General features: G+C 67.9%; 17 protein-coding genes. 10 read left to right on the top strand and 7 right to left on the bottom strand.

The features are described from left to right. The first annotated feature begins 21 nt into the window (after positions 1 to 21). The 4 genes from AC1GI4_RS11095 (at position 22) to AC1GI4_RS11080 (ending at position 5489) form a co-directional block, all read left to right on the top strand. Positions 22 to 2139, top strand: coding sequence for an AsmA family protein (locus tag AC1GI4_RS11095; RefSeq protein ID WP_479629536.1), 2118 nt, complete (start codon positions 22 to 24; stop codon positions 2137 to 2139). A 227-nt stretch (positions 2140 to 2366) separates the two neighbouring features. After that, complete coding sequence (locus AC1GI4_RS11090) at positions 2367 to 3626, top strand: NupC/NupG family nucleoside CNT transporter (protein WP_479629535.1); 1260 nt, start codon at positions 2367 to 2369, stop codon at positions 3624 to 3626. A gap of 387 nt (positions 3627 to 4013) precedes the next feature. Then, positions 4014 to 4160, top strand: a complete 147-nt coding sequence (locus tag AC1GI4_RS11085) for a hypothetical protein (RefSeq protein ID WP_479629534.1) — start codon at positions 4014 to 4016, stop codon at positions 4158 to 4160. A 15-nt stretch (positions 4161 to 4175) separates the two neighbouring features. Beyond that, positions 4176 to 5489, top strand: a complete 1314-nt coding sequence (locus AC1GI4_RS11080; protein ID WP_479629533.1) for a carbohydrate porin — start codon at positions 4176 to 4178, stop codon at positions 5487 to 5489. 191 nt (positions 5490 to 5680) lie between these two features. Here AC1GI4_RS11080 and AC1GI4_RS11075 read toward each other — a convergent pair whose 3' ends face one another. Beyond that, positions 5681 to 6550, bottom strand: coding sequence for a 3-hydroxybutyryl-CoA dehydrogenase (locus AC1GI4_RS11075; RefSeq protein ID WP_294275634.1), 870 nt, complete (start codon positions 6548 to 6550; stop codon positions 5681 to 5683). 111 nt (positions 6551 to 6661) lie between these two features. On the opposite strand from AC1GI4_RS11075, the gene AC1GI4_RS11070 reads away from it, so the two are divergent. Continuing rightward, positions 6662 to 7681 carry a DUF1176 domain-containing protein gene (locus AC1GI4_RS11070; RefSeq protein WP_479629532.1) on the top strand — a complete coding sequence of 340 codons (1020 nt, stop codon included), beginning with the start codon at positions 6662 to 6664 and terminating at the stop codon, positions 7679 to 7681. A gap of 12 nt (positions 7682 to 7693) precedes the next feature. After that, positions 7694 to 8314, top strand: coding sequence for a YbhB/YbcL family Raf kinase inhibitor-like protein (locus AC1GI4_RS11065; RefSeq protein ID WP_479629531.1), 621 nt, complete (start codon positions 7694 to 7696; stop codon positions 8312 to 8314). A 360-nt stretch (positions 8315 to 8674) separates the two neighbouring features. Here the strand turns inward: AC1GI4_RS11065 and AC1GI4_RS11060 are convergent, their stop codons facing one another. Together AC1GI4_RS11060 and AC1GI4_RS11055 are read right to left on the bottom strand one after the other, a co-directional pair. Continuing rightward, a complete protein-coding gene (locus AC1GI4_RS11060; protein WP_479629530.1) occupies positions 8675 to 9724 on the bottom strand; it encodes a GGDEF domain-containing protein in 1050 nt (349 codons plus the stop codon). Between the two features lie 66 nt (positions 9725 to 9790). Beyond that, on the bottom strand, positions 9791 to 10324 hold the full coding sequence (locus AC1GI4_RS11055) for a peroxiredoxin (protein ID WP_433909303.1): 534 nt from the start codon (positions 10322 to 10324) through the stop codon (positions 9791 to 9793). 94 nt (positions 10325 to 10418) lie between these two features. On the opposite strand from AC1GI4_RS11055, the gene AC1GI4_RS11050 reads away from it, so the two are divergent. Next, positions 10419 to 11243 (top strand): inositol monophosphatase family protein, encoded by an 825-nt coding sequence (locus AC1GI4_RS11050; RefSeq protein ID WP_433909304.1) that lies wholly within the window; start codon positions 10419 to 10421, stop codon positions 11241 to 11243. A gap of 203 nt (positions 11244 to 11446) precedes the next feature. On the opposite strand, the gene mgtE is transcribed toward AC1GI4_RS11050, so the two are convergent. Beyond that, complete coding sequence (gene mgtE, locus AC1GI4_RS11045) at positions 11447 to 12874, bottom strand: magnesium transporter (protein ID WP_479630393.1); 1428 nt, start codon at positions 12872 to 12874, stop codon at positions 11447 to 11449. 117 nt (positions 12875 to 12991) lie between these two features. On the opposite strand from mgtE, the gene AC1GI4_RS11040 reads away from it, so the two are divergent. After that, the gene (locus tag AC1GI4_RS11040; RefSeq protein ID WP_056436311.1) at positions 12992 to 13447 is read left to right on the top strand and encodes a peptidylprolyl isomerase; all 456 of its coding nucleotides are present in this window, start codon (positions 12992 to 12994) and stop codon (positions 13445 to 13447) included. A gap of 272 nt (positions 13448 to 13719) precedes the next feature. On the opposite strand, the gene AC1GI4_RS11035 is transcribed toward AC1GI4_RS11040, so the two are convergent. Continuing rightward, positions 13720 to 14502, bottom strand: coding sequence for a crotonase/enoyl-CoA hydratase family protein (locus AC1GI4_RS11035; RefSeq protein ID WP_479629529.1), 783 nt, complete (start codon positions 14500 to 14502; stop codon positions 13720 to 13722). 63 nt (positions 14503 to 14565) lie between these two features. Between AC1GI4_RS11035 and AC1GI4_RS11030 the strand changes: the two genes are divergently transcribed. Further along, on the top strand, positions 14566 to 14976 hold the full coding sequence (locus AC1GI4_RS11030) for a PaaI family thioesterase (RefSeq protein ID WP_479629528.1): 411 nt from the start codon (positions 14566 to 14568) through the stop codon (positions 14974 to 14976). Further along, positions 14973 to 15389 carry a PaaI family thioesterase gene (locus AC1GI4_RS11025; RefSeq protein ID WP_479629527.1) on the top strand — a complete coding sequence of 139 codons (417 nt, stop codon included), beginning with the start codon at positions 14973 to 14975 and terminating at the stop codon, positions 15387 to 15389. The genes AC1GI4_RS11030 and AC1GI4_RS11025 overlap by 4 nt, the downstream gene beginning before the upstream one ends. On the opposite strand, the gene AC1GI4_RS11020 is transcribed toward AC1GI4_RS11025, so the two are convergent. Both AC1GI4_RS11020 and AC1GI4_RS11015 read right to left on the bottom strand, forming a co-directional pair. Then, positions 15368 to 16126 (bottom strand): SGNH/GDSL hydrolase family protein, encoded by a 759-nt coding sequence (locus AC1GI4_RS11020; protein WP_479629526.1) that lies wholly within the window; start codon positions 16124 to 16126, stop codon positions 15368 to 15370. The genes AC1GI4_RS11025 and AC1GI4_RS11020 overlap by 22 nt on opposite strands. Then, entirely contained in the window at positions 16123 to 19560 is a 3438-nt protein-coding gene (locus AC1GI4_RS11015) for a glycosyl hydrolase 2 galactose-binding domain-containing protein (RefSeq protein ID WP_479629525.1), read from the bottom strand. The genes AC1GI4_RS11020 and AC1GI4_RS11015 overlap by 4 nt, the downstream gene beginning before the upstream one ends. Positions 19561 to 19569: the final 9 nt, after the last annotated feature.

The raw sequence follows: 19569 nt of genomic DNA, 5'->3' as shown, positions 1-19569 counted from the left end.
GCTGGCGCGCTTGGGATTTCCATGGATCAGGCGCCTGCGGCCGACAAGCCCACGACCGTCACCGCTGCCCGCACCGGGTGGCGCCGCTGGGCGATTCGCGTCCTCATCGGCCTTGTCACCATCCTTGCGGCGATCTGGCTGGTGCTGTTCGTCACCAGGGGGCGGTTCCTGCGCCATCCCTTCGAGTCGATCGTCGGCAAGCTGACCCATCGGACAGTGACGGTCGGCGGCGATTTCCAGCTCTATTTCGCGCCGTGGCGGATCAAGTTCGTCGCCGAGAAGATCGCCGTCTCCAACCCCGGCTGGGCGACGCGGCCCAACCTGTTCACCGCCGACCGGATCGATTCGCGGATCGCACCGCTGTCGCTGCTGTTCGGCAGGCGCCGCTTCACCTGGCTGGAGCTGACCAACGGCGCGGTCGATCTGGAGTGGACGCCCGACCACCGCACCAACAGCTGGACCTTTAGCGACAAGAAGGGCGGCAAGCGGTTGGAGTTTCCGCGCATCGACGTGGCCGTGGTGAAGGGTACGACGGTTCGCTACCGCGATCCCCGGATGCAAGTGACGGCCGACCTGGCGCTCGCCGATTTTCAGTCGCAGGACGCGCGGATCGGCCGCGCGGTCGGGGTGCGTGGCAAGGGCGTGATCCGCGAAACCCCCTTCGTGCTGAACGCGCAGCTATTGTCGCCCGACGCCACCGCCAATCGCGGCAAGAACGAGCTGGTCGCGCGGATGCGCACGGCGGGCAATATCGTCGATGTCACCGGCACCCTGCCCTCGATCGCCGATGTCGAGAATGTGCCGCTGCATACCCGCGCGCGGGGCAAGGACCTGTCGACGCTGCTCGAGGTGATCGGCGTCGTCATCCCGCGCACCCGCACCTATGACCTGCATGCCCAGCTGGTGAAGGACGGCGATGTCTATCGCTTCACCCGCATGAAGGGGACGTTCGGCGACAGCGACCTGACCGGCAAGCTGACCGTCACGCATGGCGCGCGGCTGCACCTCGATTCGACGCTCGCGACCGACAAGCTCGACATCATCGATGCCGCGCCGTTCATTGGCTACAACCCCGATATCGTCGCGACCAAGGGCGCGGAGGCCGCCGCCGCCGCGACGGGCGTGGGGCCGCAGCGCCTGCTGCCCGATGCCGCGCTGCCCATCGCGACGATGCAGCGGTTCGATGCCGATCTGAAATGGACGATCCGCACCGTGCGCTCGCGGCGGGTGCCGATCTCGAACGTCGACCTGACGCTGGCGCTGGATCGCGGCAAGCTGACCCTGTCGCCGCTGAAATTCGCGATGGCGCGCGGCAATGTCTCGTCCGACCTGCTGTTCGACACGCGCCAGCGGCCCAGCCTGGTGCGCTACGACATCCGCCTGTCGCCCACCCCGCTCGGACGGTTGCTGGCGGGCTGGGGCGTCGCGGAGGCGGGCACGACCGGCACGGTGAAGGGCCGGGTCCAGCTGACCGGGCGCGGCGACACCATCCATGATTCGCTCGCCAGCGCGAACGGGCGGATGGCCTTCATCCTGCCCGCAGGCTCGCTCTGGACCAAGAATGCGCAGCTGGCCGAGCTGGACATCGGCACCTTCGTCCAGAAGATGTTCGAGAAGGAATTGAAGGAGCCGGTGCGGATCAACTGCGGCCTGATCGCCTTCACCGTGCGCGGCGGCGTGGCGGCGGCGGATCCGATCCTGATCGACACGTCGAAGAACGTCATCACCGGGCGCGGCGGATTCAGCTTCCGCAACGAGGCGCTCGACATGGCGGTGCGCGCCGATGCCAAGACCTTCAGCCTGTTCTCCGGCCAGTCGCCGGTCGGCATCACCGGCAGTTTCGCGCACCCCAGGATCGATCCGATCAGCGGCGACCTGCTGGCGCGCGCCGGGGCCGGGCTGGGGCTGGCGGTGGTCGCGACCCCGCTGGCGGGCGTGCTGGCCTTCGTCGATGTCGGCGACGCGAAGGCGGCGGCCTGCGGCCCGGTCCTGTCGGGCGCGCGGGCGAGTGCACAGCGCACCAGCAAGGGCGACAAGCGCAACGATGTCGGCAATGGCACCACCGCCAAGGCCGAGGACGGACCGAGCAGTCCGGGCGAGGCCAAGGTACAGCGCAAGAAATTCCTGGGAATTTTCTGATCCTCCCTGCAAGGGGAGGGGGACCAGCCAAAGGCTGGTGGAGGGGGAGCGCCCCCTCCACCACCGCTTCGCGGCGGTCCCCCTCCCCGTGCCGGGGAGGATCGAAATCCCCTTGCGATCAAAACTATGGCGGTCGTGCCGCACCGTGCTTATGATCGGTCCCCGCGCAGCCGGGGGGCCGCGTCGTTTCCACCACCCGCCCCAAGCGGCCCAGTTAAGCAGCGCGCATGAATCGTTTTGCCATCGGCATCGCAGGCATATTTGTCATTCTGGGCATCGCGGTCGCCCTGTCCACCGACCGCCGGGCGATTCGCCCGCGCGTCGTCGGCGCGGCGTTCGCGCTGCAGGCGGGGATCGCGGTCCTCGTCCTCTATGTCCCCTGGGGCAAGCGGGTGCTCCAATGGCTGTCGGGCGGCGTCGCGGACCTTCTCGGCTATGCCAATGAGGGGACCAAGTTCCTGTTCGGCGCGCTGGCGTCCGATCCGCTGGGCCGCAACTTCGCCATCCAGGCGCTGCCCGTCATCATCTTCTTCGCCGCGCTCGTCTCGATCCTCTATCATCTGGGGATCATGCAGCTGGTCGTGCGCTGGCTGGGCGGCGCGATCGAGAAGGTGATCGGCGTGTCGAAGATCGAATCGCTCTGCGCGGCGGCCAATGTCTTTGTCGGCCAGTCCGAATCGCCGCTCGTCATCCGCCCCTATCTGGCAGGCCTCACTCCGGCGCAGCTGTTCACGGTGATGACCAGCGGCATGGCGGGCGTCGCGGGCACGATCCTGGCGGCATACGCCTCGATGGGCATCTCGATCGAATATCTGCTCGCGGCCAGCTTCATGGCGGCGCCGGGCGGCATCCTGATGGCTAAGATCATCATGCCCGACCGGATGGAGCCACCCGCCGGGCAGCTGCCGCTGGGCGACGTGATCGAGGATGAGAAGATCGCGCTGGCCGAGGCCACGCATGACGAGGAAAAGCCCGCCAACATCATCATGGCGGCCGCGCAGGGTGCGCAGACCGGCGTGAAGCTGGCCGTCGCGGTCGGCGCCATGGTGCTGGCCTTCGTGGCTCTGGTCGCGCTGGCCAACGGCCTGCTCGGCGGGCTGGGCAATCTGATCGGCATTCCGGGCCTGAGCTTCCAGGCGCTGCTGGGTTATGTGTTCCAGCCGATCATGGCGCTGCTCAACGTGCCGTGGAACGAGGCGGGGATCGCGGGCGGCCTGTTCGGCGAGAAGATCGTGCTCAACGAGTTCGTCGCCTATATCGACCTGGGGAAACAGGCGGCGCAGCTGTCGCCGCGCACCGTCGCGGTCGTCACCTTCGCACTGTGCGGCTTTGCCAATTTCTCGTCGATCGCGATCCAGATGGCCGTCACCGGCAGCCTCGCCCCCAACCAGCGCCCGACCATCGCCCGCCTGGGCATCCGTGCGCTGATCGCGGGGAGCCTCGCCAATCTGATGTCGGCGGCACTGGCAGGCCTGCTGATCGCCTGACACTGTTTATTCCCCCCGGCACGGGGAGATGGCAGGCAGCAGGCCTGACGGAGGGGGGACTTCCACACCGGACTCCCTTTGCGGCCCGCCCCCTCCACCAGCCTCCGGCTGGTCCCCCTCCCCGTGCCGGGGAGGAGTTTGGGGTTGATCCCCAAGCCACGCGCGCTATGGGCGCCCTGTCGACCGCAGACGTGGCCGACTCACACATAGGATCACAATGCCCCGATCTAGTCCCTTGTCCGGCGACGAGGACAGTAGACGCTTCGGCGTCTGTGTTCTTGCCGACCGTCTGACGGGCCTGACGGGGTCGACGATGTCGGCCCGCTAGAGCCGTTCCTCGCCGACCTTCCGCCGGGCTCGACCACACGAACCCGAAGGAGGTCTGCCATGACCCGTACCCTGTTCCGCGCGCATGTCCGCGCGCATTCCCTCGCCACCGTGATGGCGAGCGTTCCCCTCGAGCGCGCGCGGCTGCTACGCCTGGTCGCGTCCACCCGTCCGCAGGCGATGCGCCGCACCCGCGCCAGCGCCTGATCCGGGAATAGCACCATGATCCGTATCGTTTCGCGGGCCGCGCTGTGCGGCCTGCTCCTCGTCGCGCGTGCCGCGTCCGCGCAGGATACCCAGCCGGAGGATTTCGCGATCCACGGCCAGGCGACGGTCGTCGCGCAAGGGGTCGGCGGCTTTGCCTCGCCCTATACCGGCGCCAACAGCCTGACCCCGCGTCAGGTTAAGGAAACCGCCGACATCACCGCCTTTATCGGCGCCCGCGCCTGGACCGGCGGCGAACTGTGGGTGAATCCGGAGATCGACCAGGGCTTCGGCCTGTCCAACACGCTGGGCGTCGCGGGCTTCCCCAGCGCCGAGGCCTATAAGGTCGGCAAGGCCGAACCCTATTTCCGGCTGCAACGCGCCTTTTTCCGCCAGACCTTCGGCCTCGGCGGCACGCGCGAGGCGGTGGCGGGTGTCGCCAACCAGCTGGGCGGTTCGCGCTCGGTCGACCGGATCGTCCTGACCATCGGCAAGTTCGGCGTCGGCGACATCTTCGACACCAACCCCTATGCGCACGACCCGCGCGGCGACTTCCTCAACTGGTCGGCGGTCGATACCGGCAGCTTCGATTATGCCGCCGATGCCTGGGGCTATACCACGGGGCTGGCGGCTGAACTCTATCGCGGCGACTGGACGCTTCGCGCCGGGCTGTTCAACCTGTCGACCGTGCCCAATGGCGAGCGGCTGGAACATGGCTTCGGCCAGTATCAGCTGGATGCCGAGGTCGAGCATCGCCATGCGGTCGCCGGGCGGCCCGGATCGGTGCGGCTCGGCTTCTTTCGCAACCGGGGCAATTTCAGCCGCTTCGACGACGCGCTGGCCTATGCCGCCGCGACCGGGGATATGGTCGATCCGTCCTTTACCCGGCGGCGGATGACGCGGGTCGGCGGCTATATGAACATGGACCAGGCGCTGACCGATACGCTGGGCCTGTTCGCACGGGTCGGGGCCAGCGATGGGTCGATCGAGCCCTATGACTTTACCGATATCGACCGGACGGCGCAGATCGGCGGCTCGCTCGGCGGCAAAAGCTGGGGCCGGGCACAGGACCGGGTCGGGCTGGCGCTGATCGCCAACGGCATTTCGGCCGAGCATCGCCGCTATCTGGCGGCCGGGGGCCTCGGCGTGCTGGTCGGCGACGGCAAGCTGCCCAATGCGGGCGCGGAGGAAATTGCCGAGGCCTATTACGACGTCTCGGTCTCCCGCGCGCTCGCGGTGACGCTGGACGCGCAATATGTGGAAAACCCCGGCTACAACCGCGATCGCGGACCTGCCGAAATATTCGCGCTCAGGGTCCACGGCGCGTTCTAAATTCCTCCCCAAGCTGTGCTTGGGGAGGGGGACCGCGCTCGCAGAGCGTGGTGGAGGGGCAAGCCACCAAGGGGGGGGGTGGGGGGGGGGGGCCGGGGGGGGAGGGGGGGGGGGGGGGGCAAGCCCCTCGCCCCTCCACCACCGCTTTGCGGCGGTCCCCCTCCCCATCGAAGATGGGGAGGATTTGAAGTTTACCGCGTCGGTACGGGTTCCGCGCCGGTGTAATCGTAAAAGCCGCGCTTGGTCTTGCGGCCGTACCAGCCCGCCTCGACATATTTGATGAGCAGCGGGGCGGGGCGGAACTTGGGGTCGCCCGTCCCCTCGAACAGCACGCGGGTGATCTCCAGGCAGGTGTCCAGCCCGATAAAATCGGCGAGCGTCAGCGGACCCATCGGGTGGTTCAGCCCCAGCTGGCACGCCGCGTCGATATCGGGGATCGTCGCCACGCCCTCGCCCAATGCAAAGATCGCCTCGTTGATCATCGGCATCAGCACGCGGTTGACGATGAAGCCCGGCGCGTCATTGGCGTGGACGACGCGCTTGCCCAGTTCCTGCGCGAAGCCCTCGACCCTGGCGACCGTCTCGTCCGAAGTAGCGAGGCCGCGGATCAGCTCGATCAGGCCCATCACCGGCACCGGATTGAAGAAGTGCACGCCGACGAAGCGCCCCGCATCGGGTGCCGCCTGCGCCAGCCGGGTGATCGGGATGGACGAGGTGTTGGTCGCCAGGATCGCGGTGTCGGACATGACCTTGCCGACCTCTTCGAAGATCGCACGCTTGATGGCCTCGCGCTCGGTCGCGGCCTCGATCACCAGTTCGCAATCCGCCATGGCGGACAGGCTGCCGACCGGCTCGATCCGGCCGAGCAGCGAATCGGCGTCCTCGCGCGTCATCTTTTCCTTGGTCACCAGCCGGTCGAGCGCCTTGGCGATGCCCGCCTTGCCCGCCTCGGCCCGCTCGACCGAGACATCGGCCAGCTTCACCGCATAGCCCGCCGCCGCCGAGACCTGCGCGATGCCTGCGCCCATCTGGCCGGCTCCGATCACGCCCACTGACTTCATCGACACTCTCCTATTTTCCGGCCCGTATCTCTGCCACAAAGCCTGTTGCAACGCGCCCTATCCGGTTCGGAACGGGATCGCCAGCCAAGGGGTTGATCGGGTATGATTCGCATGTGCCTTGCCATCAGCGCAGCGCTGCTCGCCACCGCGGCGACCGCCGCCACGCCGGACACGCCCCGGCCCGGCAAGCTGAAGCTCTTCCGCGACTGGATCGTCGCCTGCGACAATGGTCGGGATTGCGAGACGGCGTCGCTGGCGGCCGAGGACTCGGCGCTCCAGGATGTCGGACTGATCGTCGCGCGCGACGGGGCTGGCCGGGTGACGGTGCGCATCCGCGACATGACCGGCAAGGCGAAGACGGCCAGCGTCCGGGTCGACGGGCGAACCATCGCCTCCACTCCGCTGGACCGGGACGGCGAGGGCGCGTGGCAGGGTGCCCCCGCCCAGGCGCTGATTTCAGCCCTCGCGCGGGGCAAGCGGGCCGCGCTGCTGACCCCGGCCGCGCACCCGGTCGCGCTGGCGGGCGCGGCGGCGGCGTTTCGCTATATGGACGATCGACAGGGACGGGCAGGCACCACGACCGCGCTGGTCGCGCGCGGCGGCAAACGCTATCGCGGCGCCGCACCGGCGCTGCCGGTCGTGCAGATCGTCACCCCGCCCCCCGGCCCCGCCCCCGTCATTCCCGCCAACGCGATCAGCGAGGCGAGGCGGCGCTATGGCTGCGTGATCGACGATGGCAGCCCGTTCAGCGCCGATGCGCACCGGCTCGACCGACGCAGCGCGCTGGTACTGATGTCATGCGGCGCGGGCGCCTATAACTATCTGGTCAAGCCGCTGATCTGGCGCGACGGCCGGTTGAGCCCCGCCGCCTTCGACTTCGCCTATCATTTCGGCGAGACGCCCGATCCCGGCCAGCCTGAAATCCTGGTCAATGTCGAATGGTCGCGCGACGGCCGCCTGTCGAGCTGGGGCAAGGGCCGGGGCCTGGGCGATTGCGGCGATGCGCAGCAGTTCGGCTGGGACGGCACCCGCTTCCGCCTGCTGCACGCCGCGCAGATGACCGAATGCCGGGGCGCGATCGACACGCTGACCGTGTGGCGCACGCGGGTCGTGCCCGTGAAACCGCGATAAAAGGAGACAGGGATGCTCGAACATCTGCCAGCATGGTTGGGCAAGGCGATGAGCGGCTGGCGCGCCGGGGTCGAATCGATCGCGGTCGTCCGCCCCGAACTGACGCCCCCTGCCGCCATGGCGCTGCACAGCCCGGCCTTCGGCGACATGGCGCGGCTGCCCGAGCGCTTCACCGCCGATGGCGAGGGGGTGTCGCCGCCGCTTTACTGGGGCAATCCGCCCGAGGGTACGGCGATGCTGGCGCTGCTCGTCGAGGATGCCGACGCACCGACGCCGCAGCCTCTGGTCCACGCCATCGTCTGGAAGCTGCCGCCCCAGGCGGGCGAACTGGACGAGGGCGCGATCGTCGCGGATGGCGCGGGCACGCCCGAAGGGGGCGATGTCGGCCGCAATTCTTACTTGAGCGAAGGCTGGCTGCCGCCCGATCCGCCGCGCGGGCATGGCGAGCATCGCTATGTCTTCCAGCTGTTCGCGCTGGATGCGGAGGTCGAGATCGGCGGACAGACGCCGGGGCGCGGGGCGCTGGTCGAGGCGATGGCGGGGCATGTGCTGGCCGCCGGGGTGCTGACGGGCACCTATTCGCGCGAGGAGGAAGCGCCGATCGGCCCGGTGGGTGCAGGCGCGGTCGCCTGAGACAGGTGAAAAGGACGGCCGGGTGTCAGGACAGGACGGCCCGGCCGCCAGAAGGGGTAAGGGCGATCACGCTCAGGCGATCGGAAAGATCGGGGCGGCGGTGGTGATGGCGAGCCCGGCAAAGACGAAAGCGCCGACGACCGAGACGAGGATCTGGCGAGCCTGGAACGAAGCGAACATGGTGAAACTCCCTGATTATTCCGCCGGTCGAACCATCCGACCGGCGATATCAGGGACATTGCAGAGAGCGTGCCAATTTCAAAAATGGCGGTTTTCCGGGGTTTTTTCGCCGATCCCGAAAGGATTTGGGAAATTCCGCCGCCAGACCATAGAATTTTCCGCCACGGAATGGCGGAAAACTCAGCTGTCGATATAGGCCCGGTCGCGCCCTTCCTTTTTCGCGCGGTACAGCAGCGCGTCGGCGCGGGCGAACAGCGTCTCCTGCGTGTCCTCGGGGGTCAGCGCGGTGATCCCGGCGGAGAAGGTGATCTCGCCCACCGGCTCGCCCGTCTCGCGCACCCGCAAGCGACGGCTTCGCACCGCATCGCGCGCCCGTTCGACCAGCGCCATCGCCTGCCTCGCCGACAAGCCACACATCAGGATCGTGAACTCCTCGCCGCCATGACGGCAGACGAGGTGCCCCTCGCACTCCTCGGCCAGGATCTTGCCGATCGAGTGCAGCACGCGGTCGCCGGTGGCATGCCCCAGATCGTCGTTGATCCGCTTGAACCGATCGACATCGCACAGCGCCAGATGGCAACTGTCCGTCACCTGGAAACACTGCCCCAGGGCTTCGGAAAAGGCGAGGCGGTTGGCCAGCCCGGTCAACGGGTCACGCCGCGCCGTCACGCGCGCCTCAGCCAGCTTTTCGCGCAGCGTGTCCGCCTCGGCGGTCGCCTGCTCCAGTCGCCGCTCGGTCGCGTTGATCCGCTCCAGCATCTCTCCGGTGAGCGTCGCCAGCGTCGGCAGGTCGATGCCGCCGTCGCGGTTCATCTCCGCCACGTTGCGCGCCAGGTTGACGCCGAACGCCGTGGTATCCGCCTGGAAGCTGCGGATCACCGTCATGAACGCCGCGACCTGGTTCTCGGTCTGCTCGGCCAGTTCGTCCGACCGCGCCTCCGCCTCGGGCAACGCGATTCGCTCGGCCGCCGTTTCGCGCGCGACCTCGGGCTCGGCCGATGACGGCTCGGGCATGGGACGCGACGCGCCCGTCGGACCACCCAGCCGGGCGATATCGTCCTGGTGCAGCCGCACGCCGCCATCGACCAGCGAGGCGACCGCACGCGCCAGGCTGCCATTCGGTTCGGTCAGAATCGCATGGACGAAGGCATAATGGGCGGGATCGGGCGAAAGCCGGTGATCCTCCAGAAACTGACCGATACGCTCATACAATCTAGCAGGCGTCGTCATAGCCCCCTGTGGCTCCGCCTCCGCCATATCGCCCCGCCCCCTGAACAGCCCCATGTCACGCGCCGATCAGCGACGGCTTTGCAGATCGCGAACCGCCGCCAGGGTGGTGGCGACATGCTCGGCCGGGTTCATATCGTCATGGACGAAGACGATGCGGCCATCGCGACCGATGACATAGCTGGTGCGCGAGGTGATATCGCGCCCCTCAATCTGACGACCGAGCGCGACGTCATAGCCCTTGACGATCGCGGGCCCCGCACTGGCGACGGGGAACTTGCCCGCGCATTCGGCCTTGGAAAAGGCGGCGAGCTTGTCGACCGGGTCGGCCGACATGCCGATCACGCGCGCACCGGCAGCACGAAAGGCGTCGATCTTCTCGGCAAAGGCGCGCGCCTCGGCGCTGCAACCGCTGGTGAAGGCGGCGGGGAAGAAATAGAGGACGACCGGGCCGTGGCGCAGTTGTTCCTTGAGGTGCAACGTAAAGACCTTGCCCGCCACCGCGCCGCGCGTGGTGAAATCGGGGGCGGCAGCACCGGGACGCAGGGCCGCTGCGGCCGGTACCGCTGCCATCGCCAGGAGAACGCCCAAAACTGCCCTCATCGCCCCATTCCTTAAAATAATATAGTTAACGCCTATCCCGTCATGATCGTGGCGTCCATTGCTGATCGTACAGTCCTATCCTATCCGGGTTAATATGTCCGTACACGCCGACGATATTCAGCTGGCCCTTCGACTTGCCGATGCTGCCGGAGCCGCCATCCGCCCCTATTTCCGCCGAGAAATGGGTTTGGAAATCAAGGAAGATCGCTCGCCCGTGACACTGGCCGACCGCGAGGCGGAGGCGGCGATGCGGCGCATCCTGGACGCGGAGCGCTCGGGCGACGGCATCCATGGCGAGGAATATGGCGTCAAGGACGGCGTGACCGGGCGGCAATGGGTGCTCGACCCGATCGACGGCACGCGCAGCTTCACCGTCGGGCGGCCGATCTTCGGCACGCTGATCGCGCTCGTCGAAAATGGCTGGCCGGTGCTGGGTATCATCGACCAGCCGATCGCGCGCGAGCGCTGGCTGGGCGTGGCGGGGCGGCCGACGCTGTTCAACGGACAGCCGACGCGCACGCGTGCCTGTCGCGACCTGGACGGCGCGACGATCGCGACGACCAGCCCGCATCTGTTCGACGACGAGGACGTACCGCATTTCATGGCGCTGGTCGCCGCGGTCAGCGGCCAGTCCCCGCGCCAGGGGCCCGTCTATGGCGGCGACTGCTATAATTACGGCCTGCTGGCGAGCGGCCATATCGACCTGGTCTGCGAATCGGGGCTGAAGCTCCACGACTTCGCCGCGCTGGTGCCCGTCGTCGAGGGCGCGGGCGGGCGGATGTGCGACTGGAACGGCGATCCGCTGACCGCCGACAGCGCAGGCCATGTGCTAGCGATCGGCGATCCCGCACGCACCGACGAGGTGCTGGAGGCGCTGCGCAACGTGCCGCACGGGCATCATCACGACCACGACCATTGATCTTGGCGCCCTTCTAATTCCTCCCCTGCAAGGGGAGGGATAGCTTAGATCGTGATGACATTGCATTGAACCAACGCAAGCCCCTCCCCTTCAGGGGAGGGGTTGGGGTGGGGCCTCGCCACAGACCTCACGCTTGCGGAGGCGCCCCACCCCCGCCCCCTCCCCTGAAGGGGAGGGGTAAGTTGATCTCCTGTCATCTTGCTCTAACCCGTCAGTCCCGCCGCCGTCGCCAGTCCCAGGAACGCCAGGAAGCCGATCGAATCGGTCGTCATCGTCACGAACACCGACGACGCGACCGCCGGATCGGCGTCCAGGCGGTCGAGCGTCACCGGCACCAGCACCCCCGCCAGCCCCGCGACCAGGATGTTGGTCATCATCGCCGCCGCGATCACCATGCCCAGCGCCGGGTTGCCGAAGACCAGGCTGACGCCGACGCCGATCACCGCCGCGACCGTCACGCCGTTCATCATCGCCACGCGGATTTCGCGCATGATCGCACGCGCGGTGTTCGACCGGGTCAGCTGGTTGGTCGCCAGCGCGCGCACCGTCACCGCCAGCGTCTGCGTGCCCGCATTGCCGCCGACGCCCGCCACGATCGGCATCAGCGTGGCGAGCGCCACCATCCGCGCGATCGTCCCCTCGAACGCGGCGATCACCGAAGAGGCGACCATGGCGGTGACGAGGTTCGCCAGCAGCCAGCGGACCCGGCTCTTGTAGCTGTCGAGGATCGGCTCGTTGATGTCGCCCTCGCCCGCACCCGACAGGCGCAGCACGTCCTCGCCCGCCTCCTGCTGGATGATATGGACGATGTCGTCGACGGTAATCATGCCGACCAGCCGCCCGCTGGCATCCACGACGGCGGCCGAGATCAGGGCATATTTCTGGAAGCGCAGCGCCACCTCTTCCTGGTCCATGTCGACCGGGATCAGCGTCTGTTCGCGCTTCATCACGTCGCCGATGGCGATCTGCCCCGGCGTGCGCAGGATCCAGGACAGCTGGCAGGTCCCGATCGGCCGATGGCCGGGGTCGACGACGAAGATTTCCCAGAAATCGGTGGTCAGTTCCTCGTCGTCGCGCAGGAACTGGATCGTCTCGGCCACCGTCCAATGCTCGGGCACCGCGATCAGCTCGCGCTGCATCAGGCGGCCCGCGGACTCCTCGGGGAAGGACAGCGCCTCCTCGATCGCGGCGCGGTCGTCGGGGTCGAGCGCACGCAGCACCGCGCGCTGCTCGTCCTCGTCCATGTCCTCGATGATCGCCACAGCGTCGTCGGTGTCGAGTTCCGACGCGATGTCGGCGACTTCATGCGGTTCGAGCGCCTGGATCAGCTGCTCGCGCACATAGTCGTTCATCTCGGCGAAGACGTCGCCGTTCAGCAGGTCCGAGACCGCGCGCGCCAGGTTGACGCGTTCCTCGTCCCCGACCAGCTCGAACAGGTCGGCGATGTCGGCGGGATGGAGCGGCTCGACCAACGCGCGCGCACCCTCGTCGTCGCCCACCTCCAGCGCGTCGAGCACGGCCGTAACATATTCGGGCTTCAGCCGGTCGTCCTCGTCCAGCTGCGTCTCGGGCGCCGGATTTTCCGCAAGACGTGTCTCGGCTTCGAGTTCGGGGAGTTCGGTGTCGCTGATCTCGGCCTCCCTCGATCGATCATGAACGCTATGTCATGCCTCTAAACTGCGATGGCGGCATTTGCCAGCGGGCACCGGAATGCCTACCTGCGGGGCATCAACCAAGGAAGACCCCTTATGGCCGAGACTTTTTCCAAGCTGACCCTGACGCTCGAGAGCGGCGATGTCGTCATCACCCTGCGCCCCGACCTGGCGCCCGAGCATGTCGCGCGCATCGGCGGGCTTGCCAATGAAGGCTTTTACGACGGCGTCGTGTTCCACCGCGTGATCCCCGGCTTCATGGCGCAGGGCGGCGACCCCACCGGCACCGGCATGTCGGGTTCGGACAAGCCGAACCTGAAGCAGGAATTCAATGCCGAGCCGCACGTGCGCGGCACCTGCTCGATGGCGCGGACCAACGATCCGAACTCGGCCAATTCGCAGTTCTTCATCTGCTTCGACGACGCCCGCTTCCTCGACCGCCAGTATACCGTCTGGGGCCAGGTCGAGAGCGGCATGGAGCATGTCGACGCGCTGCCCAAGGGCGAGCCGCCCCGCAACCCGGGCAAGATCCTGAAGGCGACCGCGGAGTAATTCTTCCGCGAGAGCTAAGAAGGGGGAGTCTCGCAAGAGGCTCCCCCTTTTCTGTTTGCCCCGACCGGCTGCTCCAAGCACGCCCCTCCCGCAAGCGAGTTTCAGGTCGGTCGTGCCCCCGGCATGACCTAAACGATGCGGGGCATCGTTTACCTGAAACTGGGATGGGGGAGGGAAAGCCACGGGCAACAGGCTCGGTGAGACTCCCTGCCCTCCCCAACCCCTCCCGCAGGCGGGAGGGGCTATCGTGTAGGGAGAGGGAGCGGCCCCCCTCAAACGTCCCGAAACACCGGGGGCCGCCGCTCCATATTCGCGCGCACCGCCTCGCGATGGTTTGCGCCCTGCATCAACGCCAGCTGCTCGGCGCTCTCCTTCGTCAGCACGTCCTCCGGCGCAGACCCCATCGCCGCGAACAGCCGCTTGGCGCTGCGCACCGCATCGGGACTGCGCCCGGCGATCTTGGCGGCCAGCGCCTGCGCCTCAGCGCGCGGATCCTCAACCAGCCGGGTGACGAACCCCGCCGCCTGCGCCTCGACCGCATCGAACTCGCGCGCGGTATAGACCCACTCCCGCAAGCAATCCTCCCTGACCCCGCGCCACAGCGCGAAGCCGCCCATGTCGGGCACGATCCCCCAATGCACCTCGCGAATCGCAAAGCGGGTGGCGGGATGCGCCAGCCTTATGTCCGCACCCGCCATGATCTGCGTCGCGCCGCCGAACGCGACCCCGTGAACCGCCGCGATCACCGGCACCGGCAGCGTCCGCCAGCCCCAGGCGACCTGCTGCACCAGATTCGCCGGGCCATGGGTCCGCGCCGACAGGTCCAGCCCCGCTAGATCGCCCCCCGCCATCGCCGCCATGTCGAGCCCGGAACAGAATCCGTCGCCCTCCCCCGACACCACCACTGCGCGCAGATCGGTGCGCGATGACAGCGCGTCGATCGCCCCAGCCAGCGCATCGAACATGGCGCGGTCGATCGCATTCAGCTTCTCCCCGCGCGCCAGCCGGACATCGGCGACGCCGTCCGTCACCGTCATCGTCACCCGGTCCTGCATCTCTCTCTCTCCTTTTGCGCTGGGGCGTCCCCCTGTGTAAACCATCGCCTCATGGGGTTCGATATGGAACGCTTCGTGGCGATGGGCGGCCTGGGTGGCGGGCATGGCCAGCAGCTGGGCATCGCGTATCGCGCGCATGGGGAGGATTGGGCCGAACTGGCGCTGCCCTATGACACGCGGCTGATCGGCGATCCGGCGAGCGGCGTCATCGCCTCGGGCCCGATCGTCGCAATGATGGACATGGCGACCAGCGTCGCGGTCTGGCTGAAGCGAGGACATTTCGAGGCGCATGTGACGCTGGACCTGCGCGTCGACTATCTCCGCCCTGCGGTGCCCGAACGGACGGTGATCGGGCGCGGCGAATGTTACCGGCTGACGCGCAGCATCGCCTTTGTGCGGGGCATCGCGCATGACGGCGACCCCGACGATCCGGTCGCCCATGTCGCGGGCACCTTTATCGGCATGGCGGCATGAGCGCGCCCAGGACCGCGATCGGGCAGGCGATGGTCCTGCCCCCCTATGCCGAGTGGCTCGGCTGTTCGATTGATTGGGTCGAGGGTGATCCGCAACTGGTCATGCCGTTCGGCGAGCATGTGATGGGCTGGCCGGGGCTGCTGCAGGGCGGCGCGATCGCCGGGCTGCTGGAGGTGGCGGGGATCGCCGCGCTCACCCACCGGCTGGCGGGCGACGGCACGGCGCGGATCAAGCCGGTGACGATCACCACCAATTACCTGCGCACCGGCCGCGACCGGCATCCGACCCGCGCGGTCGGCGTCATCCTGCGCCTCGGCCAGCGCACCGCCAATGTCGAGGCGGTCGCCTGGCAGGAGGATCGCGACCAACCGATCGCGACCGCCCGGCTGAACTATCGAATCCTGCGCGGCTGAGGCTTGGCCAGCGCCTGCCTGATCGCGGCATCGGCGACGGGCGCCATCGCGGCATAGCCCGCCGCATTGGGATGCACGCCATCGGTGCCGTAAGCGGGGTTCAGCGCGTCGCCGACATGCAGCACCGACCAGTAATCGGCATAGGTCGCGCCCACCCGCCTGGCATAATCCTGCAACCAGGCGTTCAGCGTCGCGATGCGCGGCGCGGGGGCAAGGCCCGGCTTCCACTCGAAATGATCGGCGGGCGGGATCGAGGCCAGGATCACGCGGATGCCGTTGGCCTGCGCCAGCTGGACCATCGACATGATATTGCCCTGAACCTGCGCGTCGGTCGTCGGGCCGGTATTGCCCGCGATGTCGTTGGTCCCCGCCATGATCTGAACGACCGCGGGCTTCAGGTCGATCACGTCCTGGCGGAAACGCAGCAGCATCTGCGAGGTCGTCTGTCCGCTGATCCCGCGCCCGATCCGGCCTTTCACGAAGAAATTGGGCGCGCGGCTGGCCCAGTTCTCGGTGATCGAATCGCCCATGAAGATCACGCGCGGCTGCCCCGCCACGGGTGCTGGCAGCTTGGCGTTATCGTCGCGGTAGCGCGCCAGATAGGCGAAGTCGTTGTGCAGCCGCTCCTCCCACTGCCGGGTCCAGCGCTGCGCATCCGTCTCCTTGGGCGCGGTCTGCGCACAGGCGGGCGCGGCGAGGGTCAGCGCAGCCAGCGCGGCCAGGATCACCCGGCTCACGAACGCAGGTCCGTGGCCGTCGCGGTGACGTTCCAGCCGCGCACATTCACCATCGGCTTGTCCGCCTTGGCCGTGGGATAGCGAATCTCGATCACGCGGGTCTCTCCGGGCATCAGGGTGACGTAATTGTCGCTGAAATAGGCGGGCAGCACCTGGGTGCCGTCGGCGTTCATCACGGTCAGCTTGGTCTCGATCGCCGGCACCGATCCGCCATTGGTCAGGGTGACGCTGGCCAAAGTCTCGTCGCCCTGGGTCTGCGTCGTCGCGGTCGCGGTGACGGGCGCCGGTGCCATAGCGGTCAACGCGCGATAGCCTGCATCGTCCGGCGCTTCCCAATAGCTGTTGGTCGACAGCAGCTGTCCACCCGCATCGGTCGCCTCCAGCCGGACGAGCACCGGCCCGCGCTTCATGGCGGGTGCGAGGTCGAGGGTCAGCGCGGGCGTCACCCCCTCGGCATTGGCGGCGACCTTCGCCTCCTGCTCGCCCTCGCTGCGACCGTCGAGCCCGACGATCTTCGCGCGTACCTGAACACCTTTCAGCGCGTCGCGGGTGTTGTTGACCAGCACGACGCGGTGGTCGGGCAGGTTCATCTGGACATGGATCGGCTCGGCGGCCTTCTTCACGCCGTAGAAGGCGGCATGGGTGTCATAGTCGGACGAGAAGATCTGCCACGCCGAGGACGGCCAGGCGGGTTGCGTCATCCATAGCATCCGGCCGGAATTCTCGGTCCACAGCCCGGCATTCATCCCCTCGAAGATGGCGCGATAGGATTCATACTCCATCATCTGCGCCTTGCGCTCGAAATCCTCCAATCCGGTGGCGGGGCCAAAGCGCTTTTCGAGAGCATCGGTGAAGCTCTTGACCGCGCCGTTCCCGGTCTGGTGCCAGTCGTGATAGGCCCAGACATCGCCGATCGGCCAGCGATCCGCCTCGGCCGGGATGGCGCGCTTCCACGCCTCCAGCGTCGGGAGCGAGGGCGTGCCGACCTCGACCGAGAAGCCCTTGGCCAGCGTCGTGAAATAGTCGACCGGCGGCCGCCAGTTATACGGCCCCGACCCCTGCAGGTTCACCGCATTGGACGAGGGCATATAGAGCCGCGTCCCGTCCTCGGCGCGCAGCAGCGTATCGAGACCGTTGTTCAGGATCGGCTGCGGCACGCCCTCGTTCCGCCCGAACCAGGCGACGATCGAGGGATGGTTGCGGAACCGGCGCACGACATCGGTGGCGTTGGCGAGGAACAGCTGCGGGTCCTCGGCCTCCATATTGTAATCCTGGGTCGACTCCCAGAAGTCGGACAGGACCATCAGGCCATACTCGTCGGCCAAGTCGAAGAAGCTCTCTTCCGTATTCTGGCCCACCCAGTTGCGGATGATGTTGAGATGCGCGTCGCGGTGCAGGCGGAAGAACGGCTCCAGATGCGCGCGGTCGACGCGCTTCATGAAATCGTCCATGCCGATATTGCCGCCGCGTGCCGCGATCCGCACGCCGTTGACCCGCAGCACGAGATAGGGGGCGAGGCGCGGATCGTCGGTAACCTTGCTGACCGCCGCCGACTGGTCGCCGCCCGGCGTGAAGCTCATCGCCCAGCCATTGGCGGTCTTGCGGATGCCCTTGTGGCTGGTGTCGATGATCCGCTGCCCACCGCGCGCGCGGTTGAGGTCCAGCGTCACCCGCTCCAGATCGCCGTCATCGTCGAATAGCGACAGGTCGTAGGTCACCTGCCGCATGCCGAAGCGAAGCGCCTTGCTGTCCGACAGCGCGCCGTCGACCGCCGCCGTGATGGCGAGGTTGTGCAGCGCCGGGTCGCCATAGCCATTGGGCCACCAGAGACGCGGATTCCTGACCGACAGCTGCGGGAACTCACTCGGCGACAGGACGGCGCGGATCGTCTGGCCGGGCGCGACCGTCACCGGCTTTTCGACGACGACATCGTCGAACACCGCGCGCACCGTCGTCGTCACCGGCGCCTGGCCGTTATTGGTGACGGGCACCGCGATCTCGACATCGGCGACCGAATTGTCGGGCTTGGGCAATGTCGTGACCACCTGTGGGTCGCCGATCACCGCCGGGCCCGTCGCGGCCAGTGTCACGCCCTGCCACAGGCCGGTATTGCGGTCGCGGACGCTGGGGATCCAGTCCCACCCTTCCGTCGCGACGAAGGTCGGGCCGTCCATCATCTGGACGCCGCCATTCTCGCCCACACCCGCCGTCATCGATTCCTCGTGCGCGATGCCGGGATGCGGTGGCGGCGAGACGCGCACCGCAATGGCGTTGCGCCCCGCCGCCAGCGTGACGGGGAAGCGGCCGCGGATGAAGGCGCCCTTCATCGTGCCCATCATCCGGCCATTGACCCACACCTCGGCCGAATAGTTCACGCCGTTGAAGGTCAGCCACATGGTACGCCCGGCGGCCTCTGCGGGCGTGTCGAACTCGGTGCGATACCAGTAATCCTGCCGCGCCAGCGTCTCGGGGATCGACAGATTGTTCAGCCCCACCGCCGGATCGGGATAGACACCGCGATCGACCAAAGTGGTCAGCACCGTGCCCGGCACGGTCGCGGCATACCATTTGCTCGCGTCGAAATTGCCCTGCGACAGGTCAGCGCCGCCGGGGCCGACCTTGGCCGCCTCGATCAGCCGCCAGCCATTGACCGCCCATTGCCCGGTCGCGGTGGAGACGAGTGCTGCGTCCTTGGGCTCTGGCCTGGCGGTGCCGCTGGTCGGGATCGGCGCCTTGGACTGGGGCAGTGTCCAGGCATCCTGGGGCACCGTCTGCCCCTGCATCTGACGGGTCTGATAGGGCCAGCTGGGGCTGCCGGTCTGAAGCGCGAGGCGGGCCGGGTCGGGCGCGCGGCGGGCGGCAAGGCGGATGGCGAGCGGGTCGACCACCTCGCGCACCATGCGGAAGTCGATGACCTTGCCCGCAAAGACCGGCTGATAATCGCGCGGCGCCAGCGTCGCGACGCCGACGACCGGCTCCAGCGACAGCCCGCGCTGCACCACCTGTCGCCCGCCGACGAATAGCCGCACGACCTTGCCGTCATAGCTGGCGGCGATATGGGTCCATTTGTTGCGGTCGGCATCGCCGCCCTGCACGACGCCCGCCTCGGTCACCAGCGCGGGCTGGCCATCGACCAGCGCCAGATAGCGGCGCGGCCCGGCCTTGGGATCGCCGAAACCGCCGATCAGCATCGTCGTGCCCTTGCCCGCCACGCTCCTGGGCTGGACCCAGGCGGACAAAGTCCAGTTGGGCGACGCAACCGGCGTCGTGACGATGGCACGGCGGTAGGAATCGCCGCCGGGTGGCAGGTCGGCGTTGATCGGGCCCAGCGGGGTCGCTGGCGCGGGCGTAGTCTGGGCGGAAACCGCCAGCCCCCAGCACAGCGCCGTCATCGATGCCAGAGCCCCCATCGCTCTTGCCGCCGCCACGCTCATGCCTGCTCC

It is taken from the genome of Sphingomonas sp. 77B, assembly GCF_056497825.1.
The sequence above is the reverse complement of the archived record's forward strand: the minus strand, read 5'-3'. Positions and strand labels throughout refer to the sequence as shown.

Excerpts from the sequence above, each read along its gene's own strand:
- AC1GI4_RS11095 (WP_479629536.1), top strand. The coding sequence starts at position 22 with ATGGATCAGGCGCCTGCGGCCGACAAGCCCACGACCGTCACCGCTGCC.
- AC1GI4_RS11090 (WP_479629535.1), top strand. The coding sequence starts at position 2,367 with ATGAATCGTTTTGCCATCGGCATCGCAGGCATATTTGTCATTCTGGGC.
- AC1GI4_RS11085 (WP_479629534.1), top strand. The coding sequence starts at position 4,014 with ATGACCCGTACCCTGTTCCGCGCGCATGTCCGCGCGCATTCCCTCGCC.
- AC1GI4_RS11080 (WP_479629533.1), top strand. The coding sequence starts at position 4,176 with ATGATCCGTATCGTTTCGCGGGCCGCGCTGTGCGGCCTGCTCCTCGTC.
- AC1GI4_RS11075 (WP_294275634.1), bottom strand. The coding sequence starts at position 6,550 with ATGAAGTCAGTGGGCGTGATCGGAGCCGGCCAGATGGGCGCAGGCATC.
- AC1GI4_RS11070 (WP_479629532.1), top strand. The coding sequence starts at position 6,662 with ATGTGCCTTGCCATCAGCGCAGCGCTGCTCGCCACCGCGGCGACCGCC.
- AC1GI4_RS11065 (WP_479629531.1), top strand. The coding sequence starts at position 7,694 with ATGCTCGAACATCTGCCAGCATGGTTGGGCAAGGCGATGAGCGGCTGG.
- AC1GI4_RS11060 (WP_479629530.1), bottom strand. The coding sequence starts at position 9,724 with ATGACGACGCCTGCTAGATTGTATGAGCGTATCGGTCAGTTTCTGGAG.
- AC1GI4_RS11055 (WP_433909303.1), bottom strand. The coding sequence starts at position 10,324 with ATGAGGGCAGTTTTGGGCGTTCTCCTGGCGATGGCAGCGGTACCGGCC.
- AC1GI4_RS11050 (WP_433909304.1), top strand. The coding sequence starts at position 10,419 with ATGTCCGTACACGCCGACGATATTCAGCTGGCCCTTCGACTTGCCGAT.
- AC1GI4_RS11040 (WP_056436311.1), top strand. The coding sequence starts at position 12,992 with ATGGCCGAGACTTTTTCCAAGCTGACCCTGACGCTCGAGAGCGGCGAT.
- AC1GI4_RS11035 (WP_479629529.1), bottom strand. The coding sequence starts at position 14,502 with ATGCAGGACCGGGTGACGATGACGGTGACGGACGGCGTCGCCGATGTC.
- AC1GI4_RS11030 (WP_479629528.1), top strand. The coding sequence starts at position 14,566 with ATGGAACGCTTCGTGGCGATGGGCGGCCTGGGTGGCGGGCATGGCCAG.
- AC1GI4_RS11025 (WP_479629527.1), top strand. The coding sequence starts at position 14,973 with ATGAGCGCGCCCAGGACCGCGATCGGGCAGGCGATGGTCCTGCCCCCC.
- AC1GI4_RS11015 (WP_479629525.1), bottom strand. The coding sequence starts at position 19,560 with ATGAGCGTGGCGGCGGCAAGAGCGATGGGGGCTCTGGCATCGATGACG.